Origin of the sequence: Bacteroides helcogenes P 36-108, from assembly GCF_000186225.1 — a bacterium.
GTDB lineage: Bacteria > Bacteroidota > Bacteroidia > Bacteroidales > Bacteroidaceae > Bacteroides > Bacteroides helcogenes.
The window spans coordinates 1,723,854-1,742,581 of the sequence record NC_014933.1 but is presented as its reverse complement, the minus strand read 5'-3'; the positions used below and the strand labels follow the sequence as shown (position 1 = coordinate 1,742,581).

Below are 18,728 nucleotides of genomic sequence, written 5' to 3'. Positions count from 1 at the left end.
TTCCGTGTTTCATTCCTTCACCAACTCCTTCAGACATTCCAGCAATTCCTTGCGTTTACGTTCATTAGTACCGATTTCCACCTTACGGACAATCCCCTTCTTGTCAACCAGCACCGTTGTAGGTGTCTGTTCCACTCCCATACGCTTCCAAAGCACTTCATCACCGACTATCTGCGTAAAAAGGAAACGCTTGTTGGCTACTATTTTCCTGATCTGGTCGGCTGTGTTCCAAGTAACGGCAAAATAATTCGCGTCAGGACAAATATCCAGCCATGTACTCAGTTCGGGCATTTCCATAATGCAGGGACCGCAACCTGTGTACCAGAAGTTCAGCACCAACGGCTTTCCCAAAGTTTCCCTCTGTGTCCACTGCCGGCCCGACGCATCTTGTACGCTGAAATCTCCCAAACTGTCACCCACCTTCAGCAGAAGTTCTTTAGGCTTTTGTTCCTGCATTCTGATTTTCTTTATATCGGGATTGCGATATATCGCCAGCAGTTCCTCCGCGCCTTCCACCTCATCGGCAGGCAAAGCATACTTCATATCTTCTTCCTGAAGCGTGCCATCCCAGTAATAAAAAGGTATGCTATGTCCGTCTTTGTCTTTATAAAGATGGACATCAAGCACCTCATACTTGATACGGGGCGGCATCTCGGAGAAGAAAACACCGTTGACTATAACCATATCCTTTGCAGGTTTCGGAGTTGCGTTTGTTTGGGCTTCTATCTTAAGGGGCATCCCGTCAGGAATCTGTGCAAAATCCAACGCCGACAGGCTGCACAGCATGATCAAGAGAAATAAGATTCGTTTCATTATCGTATCTGTCTGTCACTTAAATGTTCTTTTTCCACTTCCTGTATCAGTTGTTTCAACTCCTCCAGCGATATGTCTTCTTCTTTGACCAATGACGACACCGCACTGAGATATGAGTTATTGAAATACTTGCTGATCACGTTCTTCAGCGTCCGCTTGCGAAAAGCCTCCTCGCTCACCACGGCATAATACTGATAAGTATTTCCATAGGTATTATGGCTCAGGAATCCCTTCTCCTCCAAACCTCTGACAATAGTGGAAAGTGTATTGAAGTGCGGCCTCGGCTCCTCATAGAACGGCAGTATCTCCTTTACAAACAACGGGCCTTTTTTCCAGAAAAAGTTCATGAGTTCTTCTTCTTTTGCAGTCAACCTTTTCATAATTTTCTCTTTATTTTGCCACAAATAACTAAATAAAATAGTTCATAAACTAATATTTATCGTTAAATAGAACTAAAGCTTTTAGTTTAGTTATACACTCCCTATTGGCCAAGGCATACGAGGGAGAGAAAGAATACCTATAAATAGGGATTGCACATCTCGACAAAAAGCCCTTACTTTGCACCCGAATTAGAGAATTTAAAGCAATAATCCACAATGAATGAACAACATAAGTACCGTGCCACAGACAAGATGAGTGACCTCATCTGCGACAATTACTCCCTACTGATGGTGATGAGCCGCTTCGGATTGTCGTTGGGGTTCGGAGACAAAAGTGTGAAGGACGTCTGCCAGGCACAGGGGGTGGACTGTTCCACCTTCCTCGCAGTGGCCAACTTCATCAGTGAAGAACAGTATTCCTACAACGGGCATGAAAGCGATTTCTCCATCCCCGCCCTGATGGAATATCTGAAAAGCGCCCACGTATATTTCCTTGAATTCAACCTGCCGGCCATACGCCGCAAGCTGATTGAAGCCATCGACTGCTCAAACAGCAACGACGTAGCCTTCCTCATACTGAAATTCTTCGACGAATATGCCAAGGAAGTGCGCCGCCACATGGAATATGAAAACAGAGCCGTATTTACCTACGTGGAACAACTGTTGCAAGGCCGTCTGTCCGAGGATTACAATATCGCCACTTTTGCCAGCAAGCACAACCAGATAGAGACTAAGCTTACGGAACTGAAAAGTATCATCATCAAATACTACCCTGAAAAAGAAAACAACAATCTGCTGAATGCCGTCCTGTTCGACATCTTCAATTGCGAACAAGACCTCGCCACTCACTGCCAGGTAGAAGATTACATGTTTGTTCCTGCCGTAGCCCAAATAGAAAGGACACTGAAAAATGAACAATAATACTTCCTTGAAGATTGTCGTCGCAGAAACTTCGGTCATTATCCGCAGCGGGCTCACGGCTGTGCTGAAGCGCATCCCGAACCTGAATGCACACCCCATTGAAGTCTCTTCGCCGGAGTCGTTGCAGAATTACATCCACATGCATCCGGCTGACATTATCATCGTAAATCCGACTTTTGGCGGATGGTTTGATTTAAGCGCTTTCAAGGCGGAAAACAAAAAATCCGGCATTAGATACATCGCATTGGTATGTTCCGTCATAGACAACAATACCCTGAAAGAATATGACGAGAACTTTGCCATCTGTGACGATGTGGACAGTATCACCTCCAAAATAAACCATTTGCTGCACACAGAGGAAGAAGAGGAAGAAAAGGACAATGAGCAAGAATGCCTCAGCCAGCGTGAAAGGGAAATCATCACCTGCGTAGTGAAGGGAATGACCAACAAGGCCATTGCAGACAAGTTGTATCTCTCCATCCATACCGTCATCACGCACCGGCGCAACATCGCACGCAAGTTGCAGATACATTCTCCCGCAGGACTTACAATCTATGCCATCGTGAACAAATTGGTAGAGCTAAGTGACATAAAAGATACATTATAGCCTCCGGCTCCTATATTCACGGCGCGCGGATAAGTATTTGCACATTGCGAATATGTATCCGCGCGCTGCGTTTGTCCGTTCGCGCACTGCGAACAGAGTTTCACCCTTATTCTTTGGAACTTTAACGCCTAATGTACAGAACTTTGCAAGCAATGCGGAAAAGCCTTGCAAGCAATGTTCAGGCAAGCACCTCACATACACAAAATCCCCGCTTCACGATATCACATCGGAAAGCGGGGAATCTTTTATTTTCATAAAAGTGGTTACGTAATTATGACTAACTAATTCATTCAAATCTGATGTTGCAAAGATACGGCATCGGCAGATATGCTGCAATCGCTCAAATTAGGTATAATGGGAAAAGTCTGTCATCATAAATAGGTAAAACCACCAAGAAAGTCAGGAATTGGCATAACTGTGCATGCCACCCAATACATAATTCACTCCAAAATAAGTCATCAGAACCGTGAGAAAGGCAGCAATCATAAAGACATGGAAGAATAGCGGCTTGCGGAAGATGCGCAGACTTTGCACATGAAACGCCATTCCATAGACCATGAACGTGACCAGCGCCCACACCTCTTTCGGATCCCATGCCCAGTAACGCCCCCATGAGATGTTGGCCCATATCGCACCCATAAAAATGCCGGCTCCCAAAAAGAACACGGCAGGATAGAGCAGAAGGCGGCTGAGCAGCATCAGCATCCTTGCAGAAGGGCGGAGGCACAAAGCCAGTATTCCGTTAAGCAACATAAAAGCAAACAGTGCGTATGACATCATTATCAACGACACATGCATGCTGAGCCACGGCGAAACAAGTACCGGCATCAAGGGGGTGATCTGAGGATTCATCTGCCCCAGATAGGCCACCAGCAAAGCAAAACCTGACAGCAAAAAGCCGAAAGGCAACGTGAACGGAAAGCGCCTGCGGAGCAGACACGCCAGAAACAGCGTGCACAACGACAGGAAGTGCATCGTCTCATAACCATTGCTCAACGGAATGCGCCCACCGATATACCATCGCAAAGAATAGCCGAAAAGCTGAAAGAGAAAAGCTCCATACAGGGCTATGGAGAGAGAGACATTGACCGGAAAAAAGAAAGACAAAGAAGCTTCCCCCACCCCACCGGCCGAACGGCGCAAACCGCAATACAACAGATAAAAGAATGACAACAGACCGACCACAAGGTTGAACATGAACAGCAACCGGCTGAAAGGAATGCGGTTGTACAGCAGCTCGGCATGCACCTGGAAGCCGGAGAGTGGCTTTACGCTTCCGTCTTGAGGCAAAGGACGGATCAGCGTGCCGTTTTGGAGCATCAATATCAGCCCCACTTTTTCATCCGCCTCCGCAACAGCCTTTTCCAAAGGAGTCATTTTCCGATGAAGATCCGGCGTCCCCTTCCAGAACTCCTGCAAACGATACTTCTGCCCGTCAAACAAATCAGCAAGACGTGCGTACGGCGTCGGCAGATGAAGCTTAGCACGAAGTTCGGCACTCTTTATATAAATCATCGGTTCGTTCTGCCACACTTCCGGACGTAAAAGCCACCCGCCAACCACCTGTTCGGGCGTCATCCCTGCATAAGAAGATGCTCCGGTAAGCTTCAGCACAAAATCACGCGCAAGGGTATTGAAAGGAACCACGCGGTCCTGATAAATCACCTGCCGGGAGGCAAGGCTGTCCGCCTGACCGCGCGCCAGTGCCGGGAGACTCCTTTTCTGCGCCTGCATCGTAGCGGCCAGACAAAGCAGCAATACAAACATTCCTCCCTTCTTCAGCAGCGGATGCCTGAGCAACCTGCGAAATTCCCCTCTCCGGCTAAAGAGCATCCAAAGCATGGAAGCACCCAACAAAACATATCCGGTATAAGTGATTCCCGTTCCCCAAGGATCATAATTCACCGTCAGCCAACTGCCTTGCATATCTTCGTCAAATGAAGACTGATAGAAGCGGAAACCTTCGCGATACAGAATATGATTCATAGATACAGGTACTGCATCATGGATATAGCTGACATAATCGGCCGGTGCATCCGTACCCGGATAATACTCCACTCTGAAACTGTCTAAACGCAGGGTAAACGGCAAATCACACATACGTCCGCCGTCCTGCTCCACATACTTGTTCACCTCACTGCCCACCGTGAGATGCACGTATCCTTTGCTGCCGCAAAGAAACGTAGTCATGGCTCCCGCCAAAATCACAAGGAAGGAGCCATGCAACAACAACGTCGGGAGACGCCGCCACAGCCGTTGCCTGACAAGGGCAACAACCGTCATGGCAGCCAAAGCTCCCCACAAACAACAAAACCAGGAAGTATGATAAACGTGCTTTTCCACAAAGTCCGTCCCGTGCGCCTGCTCCATAAATGTGGCTATGGCAAGCAGACAGGCGAGGCAGACGTATATTATGATGATAAATCGTTTCAATGTAACAGGTTCTTTATTTTTAAAACGAAGCAAATTCTTTGTTCTCAAGCGCCTTCACCCCCATGCACTCCATCTCTATCAGCCAGCCCGGACGACAGACCGGCGCATACAAGAAGACCTTCGGCGTATGGGGGAAACGCTCATCGAACATGGCTTTCACCACCGCATAGTCCGCCACATCACGCAGATACACAATCATCTGCCCGATGTCGTAAAATGTGCAGCCGGCTTCCTTCAGCAACGCCTCCACATTCTCCCACATACGCTCTGTCTGCTTACGGATATTGCCCGGATACATCACCTCACCTTTGTTGTTGATGCTCGCCGTGCCGGAGATAAATACTTGGCGGCGGTCACCATAGTCCACATAAGTACCGCGCTCAAAACTGACACCGTACTCATACGTAGGGTTCAAATAGGCAGGCGCATAAAGATAATGGATTTGTCCGGGCTTCAGGCCATCCACGGCATAAGTGTCCATCTGTACCGCCACCTTGGGGTCGGCATGGCGGCCACCGATGCCCGTACTGGCAATGTAGTGCGTCTTCTCTGTCAGATTCTGCGTGACAAACACCTCGTTGCGCGCTTTCACCACTCCGGCATAGTTCACATCCACGTTCTGCACGAAGAACCAGGTACGTATGCAGTTGTCAGCCAACTTACATCCCTGCTCCATGAGTTGCATCACGTAGTCGTTGAGCAGCAAGCGCGTCTGATACTCCGAATTGGCGGCACGGTTGAAAGCTCCGCCTCCCCACAAATGGCGGTAACTGCCGTGCTTCACCTCAAAAAGCCCGTTATGCAAGACCTGCGTCTGCACATTCGTTTGCAGATACGCCCACAGCGCTATCTTTGTTCCGTTCAACGGTGGCTGTTCCACAATGGAGAGCGCACAGTCCGTCGTTTCCGCCGTCAATGCCTGCAACAGTTCCGCCTGATTGGCAGCATCGCTTAGAAAATAGCGTTTGAATACAGCCACAGCACCGTGCAACTGCGTCTCACGCAGTTGGTAATAGGCATCCACCACCGCTTTCAATTGCTCCTCGTAAGTAGCTTCGGGATGGGTGGAGTGTATCATTACGTGATACTCGGACACACCGCCATCTGCTTCATATTTAGAGATTTCGGCAATAGTGTTATTTGATCGGTACGACTGTTGTCTATTGTTGTTCATAATCAATCTTCTATTAAAGTTCTATTGTTTTGCCCCACCATCTATCCAGTCATCAATCAGAGTCAGCAGCGATGTCTTGGTAGAGAGAATATCCGCATGGTCATGCTGGGTATCTCCGTTTCTATTCAGTACAAAGTGCAAAAAACTTTCTTGCGCACTACCCGGACTAACCAGCAACTTTTCTGTATCCACATTGGAAGCCCGGTTCACCAAAGCATCGTAACTCTTTCCATCAGTCAAGAATAAATTTTTCGCTGCAAAGTTACTTCTTCCGTGGCAACCTACACAATTTTCATTAAACACTTTGTTCTGAATGGTACTATACATACCTACATCCACCGTACTCGCATCCATGTAGATGGTATCGGCATCAGCCGTCAAGTCATTCAACGTTTTGTAAGAGACGATGCGCTTCCTCAAACGGTTGAGGACACAAAGTTCCAATGTAGTCACATCATCACCTATTCCTGACAGGGTGACTTGCACCGATCCACCATCAACAGAGGGAGCCGGGATTATCTTTGAAATAATTGCATATTCACTATTTTCACCGAAACCCGCAATCACCACGCTATACTTATCCGGCCAATTGCTGATACCACTGATGTTTCCGGTCAATTTTAACGTGAAACCTTCTTCCGGAACAACAACGGTTTTCTCATAAATTCTTCCGTCATCGCAAGAAGCAAACATCGTGACCAACAAAGCAAGTATAAGAATTAATTTCTTCATATCTTTCTTCCTTTCTTTCCTACACTTGTTTCTTAGAAAGTATATTGCAACATGACGGTGGCACTGTGTGTAGCCAATCCCAAGTTATCATTATCACGGTCGAGCTGCGTATCATGTCCGCTGCGGGCCACATACTGGTACATAGCTTGCAGTTTCAGGTTGCAACCCTTGAAGAAGTAGTTCACACCTACCGCCGGCATGTTCAGGAAACCGTCATCCCCCGTTCCGTTACGGTTGAACAAGTCATAGCGCAAAGCCGCCTGCAAACGCGGAGCCACAAAGTAACCACCCTGCACATAACCGCCGATGTAGTTATAGGAGTCACTAATCTTCTGACGTTTGGTAAAATCGACATTCATATAGTAAGCCTCGGCTGCCAGATAGAGTTTGTTCTTCATCATGGCAAACTCCACGCCCACGCGGGTATCATTGGTACTCTCGTTCTCGCTCTCCACGTTGATGGACCCTGAAAGGCCGAAAAGTATCTTGTCTTCATGCAAGCGGTTGGGATTGCCTTGCGTGGAGGGCATCACGCCTTTGGGCATATAGGTCAAACGCCCGGAATAAAGCAAGGAAGGGATGTGCCAGTCATCACTCATGGTCTTGGTGGCGGTGTTGACAGATGCGCCCGTACCGTTGAACAAGCCCACTTCATAGCCGAACTTGTCGGCCACCAACCCGTGTATTTCCACACCGAGGTCAAAGCCCGTACCGATATTCGGCGTTACAGCGTTCAATGAATAAGGCAGAATGACCGAGGAAGTCAGCGAAAGCGGCAACTGCGGCAGCAACGTTTCGCCCAGCGTGGTGAGATAAGCATGGGAGAAAGGTGTCTTGAACTTACCCGCACGGAGTGCCAGACTCTTGCTCAACTGCACGTCGAACCACGCCTGCTGAAGCAACGCGCCACCACTGGCGGCCGCATTCATGGAAAGGTTGAAAGAAACCTTACCGAAAGCCTTACCCGTAAATCCGAGTACGGCATAAGGGATGGAGAAGCCCGAATTGGCTATATTGTCCTGATTGTATGCCTTGTCCAAGCCTTCATCATCATACCAATTGAAGTTGGCGCAAGTCTGCACCAACAGATAGGGTTTGAATACAAAGTCACCCTTCTTGGTTTCGATGGTAAATCCCTCACGTCCGGCAAGCGAAACCACACCGTTCTCACTATCCTCCTCGTGCTGTGCCATGACTGCTAACGGCATTATCATGGCAAGCACACTCAAAATTATTAATTTCTTCATATCTTCTCTTTAGTTTTGTATAAAATGTTGTTGTTGTTACAGTGAATTCAGGAAAGCAAGCAGTGCCGCCCTGTCTTCCTTGCTCATGTTCTTGAAAAGGTTCTTGGAAGCTTCCCCCTCACCTCCGTGCCACATGATTGCTTCGGTCAGGTTGCGGGCACGTCCGTCGTGCAGAAAGTAGGTATGTCCGTTCACCGTTTCTTGCAAGCCGATGCCCCAAAGCGGAGTGGTACGCCATTCGTTGCCGCGCGCCAGACCACTTACATAGTTATCATTCAGCCCTACTCCCATGATTTCAGAGCCCATGTCGTGCAGCAGATAATCCGAATAAGGATGGATGGTCTGTCCGCCAAGCCACGGCAACTGCGTGCCGTTCAGCAAAGTAGTGCCGCGTGCCTTGGTATGCAGCGTGGTGACGTGGCACAAGTGGCACTTGGCTTCGTAGAACTTCTGCTCACCTTTTATCACTTGTGCGTCATTGACGTTGCGCCGTGCCGGTACTCCCAAACTCTGCATGTAGAGGTCCACATTCTCCATGTCCGCCGTCGAAATGTCCAATTGTGCATACGAAAGTCCCATCATACTGCCTTGGTTGACTTGCGCCTGTCCTTCACAGATTTCTTCGGGATAACGGCTGTTGGTTACACCCATATCGCTGGAGAAGCCCAGTTCCACCGTCAAGTCGGCATGTTGTGCCTTGTTTCCCGACAAGCCCAAACTTCTCACCCCTCTTTCCGTGATGTAGTTGCAACGTCCGCTGATGCCATACTCCGGGTAATTGCTCTTGGCGGCAAGCGCCTCTATCTCCGTGGGGTCAAGCGCCATCATCTGCCCCATGCCTACGTGACGCAAAGGGATGCGCACGGTGCAGAACATGTCTTCGGGCTTGATGCTGTCCGCATACCACTCGGTGATGGTATATTCGGGCTTGCACAATTCATACGTCTCTCCGTCGGGGAAACTGAATTGCCGGGATACATATTCCACTTTCAGTTTACCTTCGGGCTTTACACCATAAATAGCCTGGTCGTGGAGCACACGCCCGTAATCCTGAAAGAATGCCCCGTTCTTGCGGCTGATATAGACCAGCATGGACGAGAAGCCATAACTTCCCGAGCCACCCTCACTCCAAAGGGTCGGCTTGGTGCGTCCTGCATTGCGGTGGCAACTGCCGCAAGAATAACCGGCATATACAGGACCGAGACCGCCACCGGTGGCATTGCTGCTGGTACGCACATCGTCGTACAGTTTATCCCCCTGATTAAAGCGTGTGCCATACACTCCACTCACCCAATCGGCATCGGTATCATACGCAAAAGAAGAACGGGTGAAGATAGTCGATGTGCCAGCCGACAAAGCATAGCCGGAAGGTATGTATATATCCTCCACATCAATCCCCTCTTCCTTGCAAGCCGACAACAGAGGCAGGCAAGAGGCTACAAATAGATATTTTATCAAACGATTCATTCTAAACTGTTCTTAAAAACGATTTATATAGACATACAAAGAAGCAGAGACGGAAAAATCCACCTCCACTTCCATTTATTATACCAAGCGATGGTTTACTGAACAACATGCTTTTTGAATTTAGCCGCATAGCTTTCTCCACCCTCATAGCTTACACTCCAACTGTTATAAAGAGTTTCCGCATCGGACTTCAAGAGATAAGCTACTTGCACCATGTAGTTACCCCAACTGGCAGCATTGGCAGAGGTATATACCAAGTCTGCACTATTGCTCGAGTCTGCCACATCAGTCAAAGTACGTGCCACTCCGTTTCTGAAAGCCAAGAACTCCAATGTATGGAAACCGCGTACCGACTGTGCCGCTTCCACTTTGTCATTATTATCCCCGTCGCTCCAGTTCAAATCGTCATAATTTCCTGAATTCAGGATATTGACAATGGCACTCTGGTCTAAAGGCCAACTGTCCATGTTCGGGTCAAGTCCCAAAGCATCTACCGGACCAAAGAGGAAAGCCTCGCTTGTTTCCCACGGTTGGCGAGCTTCCAACCAAGCCTCACAAACAGCTTCAAAGTTGGCATTGCTCGGAGTGCTATTGAATTTCTGAGCGGCTGTATAAAGAGCGGCGTTCTTCTCTTTCAAACTATTATAAGTAGGCAATACAACCACATCCACATAAGAAACAATAATCGGGTCGAGCACGGCATTGGTATTGACAGCCGCTGTTCTTTCGATATAGCCTTTCAAATCTTTCAAAACGTCATTCAAATCAGCGCAAGCAGTCATGGCTGTTCTTGCTTCAGTGCTGTTGATATTGTTTCTGAAAGGAGACTTAATAGCCAAAATGGCATCCACTGCGTCAGAGATGGCGTTTCTTACCTGCGTATCCAATGAGGCATTATTTTTGGCAATCAAATTCGCCAGGGAATTGGTTCCTACCGTACCGTCCAATGTTCCATAATAAGCATTGCGGATGGAATAAATATTGTTGCTGTAATCCTCACGTGAGTGCCAACTGTACCAAGACTCCACGGAATAAAGAGCCGCTGTCTGGTCCGTAGCCCACTTGCTCACCGGCTCACCTATTTTGGTTTCACCTACTTCATTGGCAATATCCATACAGCCGTCCAAAATCTGTTCAATGCAGGAGAACGCTTCTTCCGGCGCACTGCCACTGTTGTCAGTACCCTTGTCATCACTGCATGATGCCATCCCTACTACGAACGCGAACATACAGCCCACTACCTTCAAAAAATTCTTTTTCATATCCTTTTTGTTTTTAGTTGATTTATACCTATTTCTTAAAGAACCACCCGACATAAGCAATGCCGATGGCAAACTCGTTCTCGCTGTTATACTGCGTACTTCCAAAGACTTTCTTCGTACCTATCTGACGGGTGGTATAGTCGGCCTTCACTACCAAATTGGGCAATGCAAACCAATTAAGCCCAGCCGTCCACTTGCTTACCTGACAACGCACATCCATTGTCTGACCTTCCGCGCCCGCTTCCTGCGGATTGTAATATTCATACCTTGCATAAGGATAGACTACCGGGAACTTGGGAACACTTCTGAATACGGAAGCAAGATTCAATCCGGCCTCTGCGCCATAGCAAAGAGCTTCTTTGGCCACCTTGCGCATCGCTCCCTGATGATAGTTGGAAGAGTTGGACATATTGACGCCACTGACACCCGCCGCATGTTCCATCGTACCTGAGATGATATTGGCGCGGGCGGTGACGTACTTGTTCTTGAACTGTGCGTCGGCAGACCAAATGGTGACCGGCACTTTCCCTACATTTGAATACTTATAAGGTTTGTCGGCATTGGCTCCGGCATCCGCACAATAATAGATGGACGCACCTACACGCAAACCCGGAACGCCTTTGTAGTCCAGACGCGCCACATAAGCGGGTGAAGTGAAGTTATCCGCTTCAAAGAGTCCTTGCTTGCCGTCGGCCACCCAAGCATCCCTGCCAAAGCCATCCGCATTAAGCCCGGACACTACCATAGCCTGATAATCAAAGCGTGCGTACCGTTGTCCGAAAGAGCCGAAGATTTCCAGACCTGTCTCATGCCAAGTAGAAGGAATAATAGTTGTTTCACCTTCAGGGCGGGAAGTTCCGAAGAAGTTGATGGGTTCATGATGGGCATTCGTCAAGCCCATGGGAACAATGATGTGACCGGCACGAACATTGAACGCCGGATGTATCAAACGCGTGATGTGGAATTGTTCCAAAGCCACTTCGCCGCCTTTCTCCATTTCCGTCTCATACTCCCCGTTCTCGGAGTTTTCAAGCTCTGTTTCAATGCCGACACCTCCTGATTCAAACTCAATCTCAGCACCTAATATCCACTTGGCATTGAATTTATAATCAAAGGCTATCACAAAACGGGGAATGGATATCGTATTACGATTATCTTTGGAGTTGCCGTAAAGTGTTCCTGCATACCTATTAATGCCATAATCCATGAACTTTGCCACCATTTCTCCGTATCCGCCGACGCGAAATTTGGAGTAATCATCGTAGTCTGTTGCCGTTTTCTCCTTTTTCTCTTTCTTTACTGTGGTTTCCGTACTCTCCTCCACCGAGGTTACTTTCTCCGGCTCGTTAGCCTGTAAAGCATTGGCGGAAAGCAAGAAGCACAAAGCACACAAGCTTGTTAATTTTTCCATCTTTTACCTTAAATTTTGTTGAGGCAAAGGTAGAAGTAGTTAAAAAGGCGAACAATACCTAAAAAAGAGTATAAGACAAGAAAGACTAATCATAAGTAGGTATTCCTGCTTTGAGAATCACAACAATCAGGTAAAGACATAAATCACAAGGCAGAGCAGCCAGAGAGGAAGAACGAGGAAAACTGTCACCGGTATTTGTATGCCAGTACGTAATACACAATAAATGTAAGAGCCAGCAGAACGCCACAAACGGATACTGGCAGCTTGGAAAAACCTACATCGGCTACGGACAGCAAACAGGACAAAAGTACCCCATTCAGGAGGATATTCATTACCCGTACAGTACGCACTGCCAACATACACTGTACGCCTGCGTTGCGGTCGGTCAGGCGAAACGGGAAACTGTAACAGCGCATGGGAAGATAAGCCGATACTCCCAACAATAAAGTTGTGAAGAATGAAGCGCCTGCCATCATCCATCCGAATGAAGGCTCTACCCCGACCCAATGTATCTTGAAGTGAAAATAAAAGGTGGTTCCCAAAACCGCAAGCAACAGCAATGAGACCGCACCTTCCAAAACGCGGTCGGGCAACGAGGGATGGAAACGCAGATTGGGATAAGAAGATCCCGAATAGGAGCCAAATTTTACAATTCTCATGATATGCAGATTATTTAATTATGTATCTTTCGCTTTCTTCATCCGTCCACTCTTCCGCAAAGCTTCAGAGATAATCCACTGAAGCTGCCCGTTGGTGCTGCGAAACTCATCGGCTGCCCACTTTTCAATGGCATCCATCGTCGCAGCATCCACACGCAGGACAAAGCTCTTGGTTGAAGTTTCTTTTTTAGCCACTTTATTCAATATTAAAAAAAAGTTAGTATTCAGCTTATCTCAGGTTTCCTCTGATGAAAGAGGCTATATCGTCCGGCACATAGGCGGGAACGGGTGATGCCTGGTTATACTCAAACGGAGTAGCCTTGCCACTGCCTTCCTGCAGCAGATGATTCAGTTTGGGATAAGACTTGAAGAAGGCATTTCTGCAATGCAGCAAGCCGAGACGCCACAGGCCGAAGTCCTCCATAGTCACTTGATAATCACGTTCACCCTGAAGAACAAGAATGGGCAGCTTCAGTTTAACGGCCACCTCCACAGGCTTGTAGTTCTTTTCAAACGCAATGTATGACTTTGAAAATCCCAGTGGTAGCGGAATATCCTCATCAAAAGCATCCGTACCTAATTTCTTCATGTTGGCATACTGCCTTTTTATTTCTTCCATCTGAGTTGCCGCATCCGCAGGAGTGCCGGGCAACGATGACAGATAGTCAAGCTGCTCCATCACAACATCCGCAAGCGGGCGAGCCGGACCGGCCAAAATGACAATGCCTGCCAACCCTTCCGAACGTTCGGCTATGCGAGGAGCCAGAAGTCCTCCCTGACTATGCCCTAATACATAAACACTGTCGGGTGCAATCTCCGGAAAGGTTCTCGCCAAAGCCACGGCAGAGAGAGCGTCATCCACCGTTTCTACGTCAAAATCCAGCTCACGCCCCAGCGGCACACAAGCATCACCATAGACCTTGGTACGCTTTTCATAACGGAGAACAGCCACACCATGCTCCACCAGTCTGTAAGCAAGGTCACGGAAAGGTTTGTTCGGACCAACCGTTTCGTCACGGTCGTGAGGGCCGGAACCATGTACCAAAACAATGCATGGAACTCTGTGACCTCCGGCCACCGTTCCAGCCTTGGGCAAAGTCAATGTCCCCGGCAATCTGACGCCGTCGGTTTCTACCACAACATCCCGTTCCTCCATTTTCTCCTTATCATAAGTTATCGGCTGCGCTGTAACAGGCTCCGGAACCGGTTTCATCCAAAGCCCCTCAAGCATACCCTTTGCACCGAAGGTTAATTGCAACCGGAGCTGATAACGTTCAAACTTCAAATCACGATATTTAAGCAGAATGCCCGGCAACGAATCTTGCCGCCATTCACCCGCCGACTGTAGCTTGCCAAATTGCTTCTCTACCTGAGGCAGCAGATCGCGGCACATCATCCTGCTTATCTTCACCTGTGCCTCCGGGCTCAGTTCATTGAAGATACTGTCACCCTGGTTGGCCGCAAAAAAGTCATAAATCCTTTGCTCATGGGTACGCACAGGAATATCTTGTGCAAAAGCGGCATAAATATTTCCCAATAAAAGACCGATAAAAAAAGCCCATCGCTGTATATAACCTGCAAATACCATCCTACACCCTATTAATGATTCAACGTTCCTGCATTGACTACCGGCTGCGCAGCCTCATCGGCGCAAAGCACCACCAGCAGATTGCTGACCATGGCAGCTTTCTTGTCTTCGTCCAATTCCACAACTTCTTCTTCAGAAAGCTTATGGAGTGCCATTTTCACCATAGACACCGCACCTTCCACAATCTTCTCGCGGGCAGTAATAATGGCCGATGCCTGCTGGCGGCGCAGCATCACCGCAGCAATCTCGGGCGCATAGGCCAGATAGTTGATGCGCGCTTCCACTACTTCCATGCCTGCCATCGCCAGACGTTCGTTCAGTTTCTGCTCCAGTTGTTCGTTGATTTCCTCGCCTCCCGAACGGAGGGTCAGTTCCTCGGCATCCGCCTCATTGTCGTCATAGGCATATTGTCCGGCCACCTGACGGAGAGCCGCATCACTCTGTATTTTCACAAAATTCTCGAAAGCATTCATCCGGCCTGCCACTGCATTGCCTATGTTCACCTGATTGGAATTGCCCTGACCTCCGGATGCAGATGCCGCCATCGTCTGCGAATCAATCTCGAACATGGCCTTATAAGTATCTTTCAGTTTCCACACAAGCACCAAGCCTATCAGGATGGGATTGCCTATTTTGTCGTTCACCTTGATAGGCTCCACATCAAGGTTGCGCGCACGGAGTGAAAGCTTTTTCTTGTCAAGAAACGGATTCACCCAAAAGAAACCCGTTTCTTTAAACGTTCCCTTATACTTGCCAAAAAATACCATTGCACGCGCCTCGTTCGGTTCAAGCTGCATATATCCCGCATACATTACAAGCCAAAGTACACAGAGAACCATCGACAACAGCATAAGTGGCACACTGAAAAATTCACTGTCGACGCCGGCTACAAATCCGAAGACGATTACCGCACTAAGCACGATCAAATGCAAGAACAAGGCAAAAAAGCCATTCATCTTAAAACCATTGAAATCCAATTCTTTCGCTTCCATAAGACATACATTAAATTAATATCATTTTAATATCACAAATATATCTATTAATCAATGAAAGAAGCAAGAGGAAGAGCAATAAACACATAGTTCTTTAAGTAATATTAAGATTGCAAAGCACTTTTAAGCATCTAAACAAAGAATCCTCCTATTCCAAAAGGAAGATATTTCGTACATTTGCACTCAAGCAAATAAAGAAACCTTCATGATAAAAGCCCTCTTCTTCGATATTGACGGCACTTTAGTCAGTTTCAAGACACACGAGATACCCGCTTCCACCATCGAAGCACTGGCTGCCGCCAAAGCCAAAGGCATCTACATATTCATCTCAACAGGACGAGCCAAAGTCCTCATCACCAACATTGGAGTGCTGCAACAGTGCGGACTGATTGACGGATACGTCACCATGAACGGAGCCTATTGCTTTGTGGGAGATGAGGTAATATACAAGAATGCCATCCCCACTTCGGACGTGAAAACGCTGACAGCCTATTGCACCCAAAGGAATATTCCCTGCATAGCCGCCAGCGAAAATGAAATATGCGCCTGCCAACCCGATGAACGGATACACCGCATTTTCCATGAACACCTTAAGGTAACCACTCCACTTCCCGCCCGTCCGGTCGAAGAGATGATTCGGAAAAGCCCCATTTACCAACTGACTCCTTTCATCACCAAAGAAGAAGAACAGGATATCGCCGCTTCCATCCCCCACAGCGAAATAGGCCGCTGGCATCCGGCCTTTGCCGACATTACCGCCAAAGGCTGCACCAAGCAACGGGGCATCGATGAGATCATCCGCCACTTCAACATTCGCCGGGAGGAGACGATGGCTTTCGGCGACGGCGGCAACGACATCAGCATGCTTCGCCACGCCGGTATCGGCATAGCCATGGACAACGCCAATGCGGATGTAAAAGCAAGCGCCGACTACATCACCACGTCGGTAGATGATAACGGGATAGCCAATGCACTGAAACACTTCGGGATAATAGGCTATTGACAACAGACCCTCAACAATCCAAGACAATGTCCTTCAGCCCCGATACCCAGAACAAAGAGTTCCAAGATGCCTTGAGCCTCATCCAGTACACCCGCCAGTCCGTTTTCCTGACGGGAAAGGCCGGTACGGGCAAATCCACCTTCCTGCGATACATCTGTGAACATACCAAAAAAAAGCATGTAGTTCTCGCTCCCACCGGAATAGCCGCCATCAATGCGGGAGGCAGTACCATGCACAGCTTTTTCAAACTACCGTTTTACCCCTTGCTGCCGGACGATCCTAATTTCAGCTTGCAACGGGGGCGCATCCACGAATTCTTTAAATATACCAAGCCCCACCGCAAATTGCTCGAAGAACTGGAACTGGTCATAATCGACGAGATTTCCATGGTGCGCGCCGATATCATCGATGCTGTTGACCGCCTTCTCCGTGTCTATTCCAGAAACCTGCGCGAGCCCTTCGGAGGCAAACAGATACTGCTGGTAGGCGATGTATTCCAGTTGGAGCCCGTTGTAAAAGGCGATGAACGGGAGATATTGAACCGCTTCTACCCCACCCCTTACTTTTTCTCCGCAAGAGTCTTCGGACAGATAGACCTTGTCTCCATCGAATTGCAGAAAGTTTACCGCCAGACGGACAAAGTATTTGTCGGTGTTTTGGACCGTATCCGCAACAATACCGTGGGATCGCCCGATTTGCAATTGCTCAACACCCGTTACGGCACGCAGATAGAACAATCCGAAGCCGACATGTACATCACTCTTGCCACCCGCCGTGACAATGTGGACTATATCAACGACAAGAAACTGGCAGAACTTCCCGGTGATCCCATGACTTTCTGCGGCGAGATAGCGGGTGATTTTCCCGAAAGCAGCCTTCCCACTTCCAAGGAGCTTGTACTGAAACCGGGTGCACAGATCATTTTCATCAAAAACGACTTTGAACGCCGATGGGTAAACGGAACCATAGGAATCGTCAGCGGCTTCGACGCAATTCAGGAAACTCTCTACGTCATTACGGATGACGGCAAAGAATGCGACGTCAAAAAGGATTCGTGGCGCAACATCCGCTACAAGTACAATGAAGAAAAGAAACAGATTGAAGAAGAAGAACTCGGCACTTTTACCCAATACCCCATACGTCTGGCATGGGCCATCACCATACATAAAAGCCAGGGTCTGACCTTCAGCCGTGCAGTCATCGACTTTACAGGCGGTGTGTTTGCCGGCGGACAGGCATACGTTGCCCTCAGCCGCTGCACCTCCTTGGAAGGCATCCAGCTAAAAAAGCCCGTCAGCCGTGCCGATGTTTTCGTCCGTCCGGAAATTGTCAGCTTCGCCGAACGCTTCAACAACCGGCAAGCCATAGACCGCGCTTTGAAGCAGGCACAGGCCGATGTGCAATATGTAGCTGCCGCCAAAGCCTTCGATGAAGGACAATTTGATGTATTCCTCGACGAATTCTTCAAGGCCATCCATTCGCGGTATGACATTGAAAAGCCCGTCATACAGCGCCTCATCCGCCGGAAACTGAACATCATCAACCGGCTGAAGCAAGACAATCTCCGCCTGAAAGAAGAAATGGAAAGCTGGCGGAAACGGTTGCAAGACTATGCCCGTGAATATCTGTTGATGGGAAATGAATGCATCACACAAGCTCACGATGCCCGTGCCGCCCTTGCCAATTACGACAAGGCACTGGAACTCTATCCCGAATATGTCGATGCGTGGGTGCGGAAAGGGATCACTCTTTTCAACGAAGAACGACATATAGAAGCAGAAGAATGCCTCAACCATGCCGTTCGTCTCCGCCCTGCCGAATTCAAGGCTGTCTATAACCGAGGGAAAATCCGCCTCAAACTTGGGAATATCGAAGGAGCCATCACCGATTCAGACAAAGCCACCACCCTGAAGCCCGAACATGCCGGTGCACACGAACTTTTCGGCGACGCCCTCATGCAAGCCGGAAAAGATATGGAAGCCGCCTTGCAATGGAGACTGGCAGAAGAACTCCGCAAAAAGCGACCTGCAAAGTAAAGA

17 protein-coding genes are annotated in these 18,728 nt (G+C 48.4%); 4 read left to right on the top strand and 13 right to left on the bottom strand.

Features of this window, described 5'->3' with window-relative positions; genetic code table 11:
* Positions 1 to 9: 9 nt before the first annotated feature.
* Together BACHE_RS06895 and BACHE_RS06890 are read right to left on the bottom strand one after the other, a co-directional pair.
* On the bottom strand, positions 10 to 813 hold the full coding sequence (locus BACHE_RS06895) for a TlpA family protein disulfide reductase (RefSeq protein ID WP_013546975.1): 804 nt from the start codon (positions 811 to 813) through the stop codon (positions 10 to 12).
* Positions 813 to 1,193: a BlaI/MecI/CopY family transcriptional regulator gene (locus BACHE_RS06890; protein WP_013546974.1), complete on the bottom strand. Its 381-nt coding sequence runs from the start codon at positions 1,191 to 1,193 to the stop codon at positions 813 to 815. The genes BACHE_RS06895 and BACHE_RS06890 overlap by 1 nt, the downstream gene beginning before the upstream one ends.
* 216 nt (positions 1,194 to 1,409) lie before the next feature.
* Between BACHE_RS06890 and BACHE_RS06885 the strand changes: the two genes are divergently transcribed.
* Together BACHE_RS06885 and BACHE_RS06880 are read left to right on the top strand one after the other, a co-directional pair.
* Positions 1,410 to 2,114 carry a hemerythrin domain-containing protein gene (locus BACHE_RS06885; protein WP_013546973.1) on the top strand — a complete coding sequence of 235 codons (705 nt, stop codon included), beginning with the start codon at positions 1,410 to 1,412 and terminating at the stop codon, positions 2,112 to 2,114.
* Positions 2,104 to 2,721, top strand: coding sequence for a response regulator transcription factor (locus tag BACHE_RS06880; protein ID WP_013546972.1), 618 nt, complete (start codon positions 2,104 to 2,106; stop codon positions 2,719 to 2,721). Before BACHE_RS06885 ends, BACHE_RS06880 begins: the two co-directional genes overlap by 11 nt.
* 399 nt (positions 2,722 to 3,120) lie before the next feature.
* Here the strand turns inward: BACHE_RS06880 and BACHE_RS06875 are convergent, their stop codons facing one another.
* From BACHE_RS06875 to BACHE_RS06825, 11 genes are all read right to left on the bottom strand, one after another.
* On the bottom strand, positions 3,121 to 5,154 hold the full coding sequence (locus tag BACHE_RS06875; protein WP_013546971.1) for a cytochrome c biogenesis protein CcsA: 2,034 nt from the start codon (positions 5,152 to 5,154) through the stop codon (positions 3,121 to 3,123).
* A 19-nt stretch (positions 5,155 to 5,173) separates the two neighbouring features.
* A complete protein-coding gene (locus BACHE_RS06870; protein WP_013546970.1) occupies positions 5,174 to 6,328 on the bottom strand; it encodes a Rid family hydrolase in 1,155 nt (384 codons plus the stop codon).
* A 21-nt stretch (positions 6,329 to 6,349) separates the two neighbouring features.
* Complete coding sequence (locus BACHE_RS06865) at positions 6,350 to 7,060, bottom strand: hypothetical protein (RefSeq protein WP_013546969.1); 711 nt, start codon at positions 7,058 to 7,060, stop codon at positions 6,350 to 6,352.
* A 32-nt stretch (positions 7,061 to 7,092) separates the two neighbouring features.
* Positions 7,093 to 8,307: a porin gene (locus BACHE_RS06860; protein WP_013546968.1), complete on the bottom strand. Its 1,215-nt coding sequence runs from the start codon at positions 8,305 to 8,307 to the stop codon at positions 7,093 to 7,095.
* Positions 8,308 to 8,343: 36 nt separating this feature from the next.
* Entirely contained in the window at positions 8,344 to 9,774 is a 1,431-nt protein-coding gene (locus BACHE_RS06855; protein ID WP_013546967.1) for a di-heme oxidoredictase family protein, read from the bottom strand.
* 95 nt (positions 9,775 to 9,869) lie between these two features.
* A complete protein-coding gene (locus BACHE_RS06850) occupies positions 9,870 to 10,982 on the bottom strand; it encodes an imelysin family protein (RefSeq protein ID WP_245530934.1) in 1,113 nt (370 codons plus the stop codon).
* A gap of 82 nt (positions 10,983 to 11,064) precedes the next feature.
* Complete coding sequence (locus BACHE_RS06845; RefSeq protein ID WP_013546965.1) at positions 11,065 to 12,447, bottom strand: hypothetical protein; 1,383 nt, start codon at positions 12,445 to 12,447, stop codon at positions 11,065 to 11,067.
* A 185-nt stretch (positions 12,448 to 12,632) separates the two neighbouring features.
* The gene (locus tag BACHE_RS06840) at positions 12,633 to 13,106 is read right to left on the bottom strand and encodes a hypothetical protein (RefSeq protein ID WP_013546964.1); all 474 of its coding nucleotides are present in this window, start codon (positions 13,104 to 13,106) and stop codon (positions 12,633 to 12,635) included.
* 18 nt (positions 13,107 to 13,124) lie between these two features.
* Entirely contained in the window at positions 13,125 to 13,301 is a 177-nt protein-coding gene (locus tag BACHE_RS06835) for a type II toxin-antitoxin system antitoxin (RefSeq protein WP_013546963.1), read from the bottom strand.
* Between the two features lie 34 nt (positions 13,302 to 13,335).
* Positions 13,336 to 14,694, bottom strand: a complete 1,359-nt coding sequence (locus tag BACHE_RS06830) for an alpha/beta hydrolase family protein (protein ID WP_013546962.1) — start codon at positions 14,692 to 14,694, stop codon at positions 13,336 to 13,338.
* A gap of 11 nt (positions 14,695 to 14,705) precedes the next feature.
* The gene (locus BACHE_RS06825; RefSeq protein ID WP_013546961.1) at positions 14,706 to 15,686 is read right to left on the bottom strand and encodes an SPFH domain-containing protein; all 981 of its coding nucleotides are present in this window, start codon (positions 15,684 to 15,686) and stop codon (positions 14,706 to 14,708) included.
* A 205-nt stretch (positions 15,687 to 15,891) separates the two neighbouring features.
* Here BACHE_RS06825 and BACHE_RS06820 point away from each other — a divergent pair, with 205 nt between their 5' ends.
* Positions 15,892 to 16,689 (top strand): Cof-type HAD-IIB family hydrolase, encoded by a 798-nt coding sequence (locus BACHE_RS06820; protein ID WP_013546960.1) that lies wholly within the window; start codon positions 15,892 to 15,894, stop codon positions 16,687 to 16,689.
* Positions 16,690 to 16,715: 26 nt separating this feature from the next.
* Positions 16,716 to 18,725, top strand: a complete 2,010-nt coding sequence (locus BACHE_RS06815; protein ID WP_013546959.1) for an AAA family ATPase — start codon at positions 16,716 to 16,718, stop codon at positions 18,723 to 18,725.
* Positions 18,726 to 18,728: the final 3 nt, after the last annotated feature.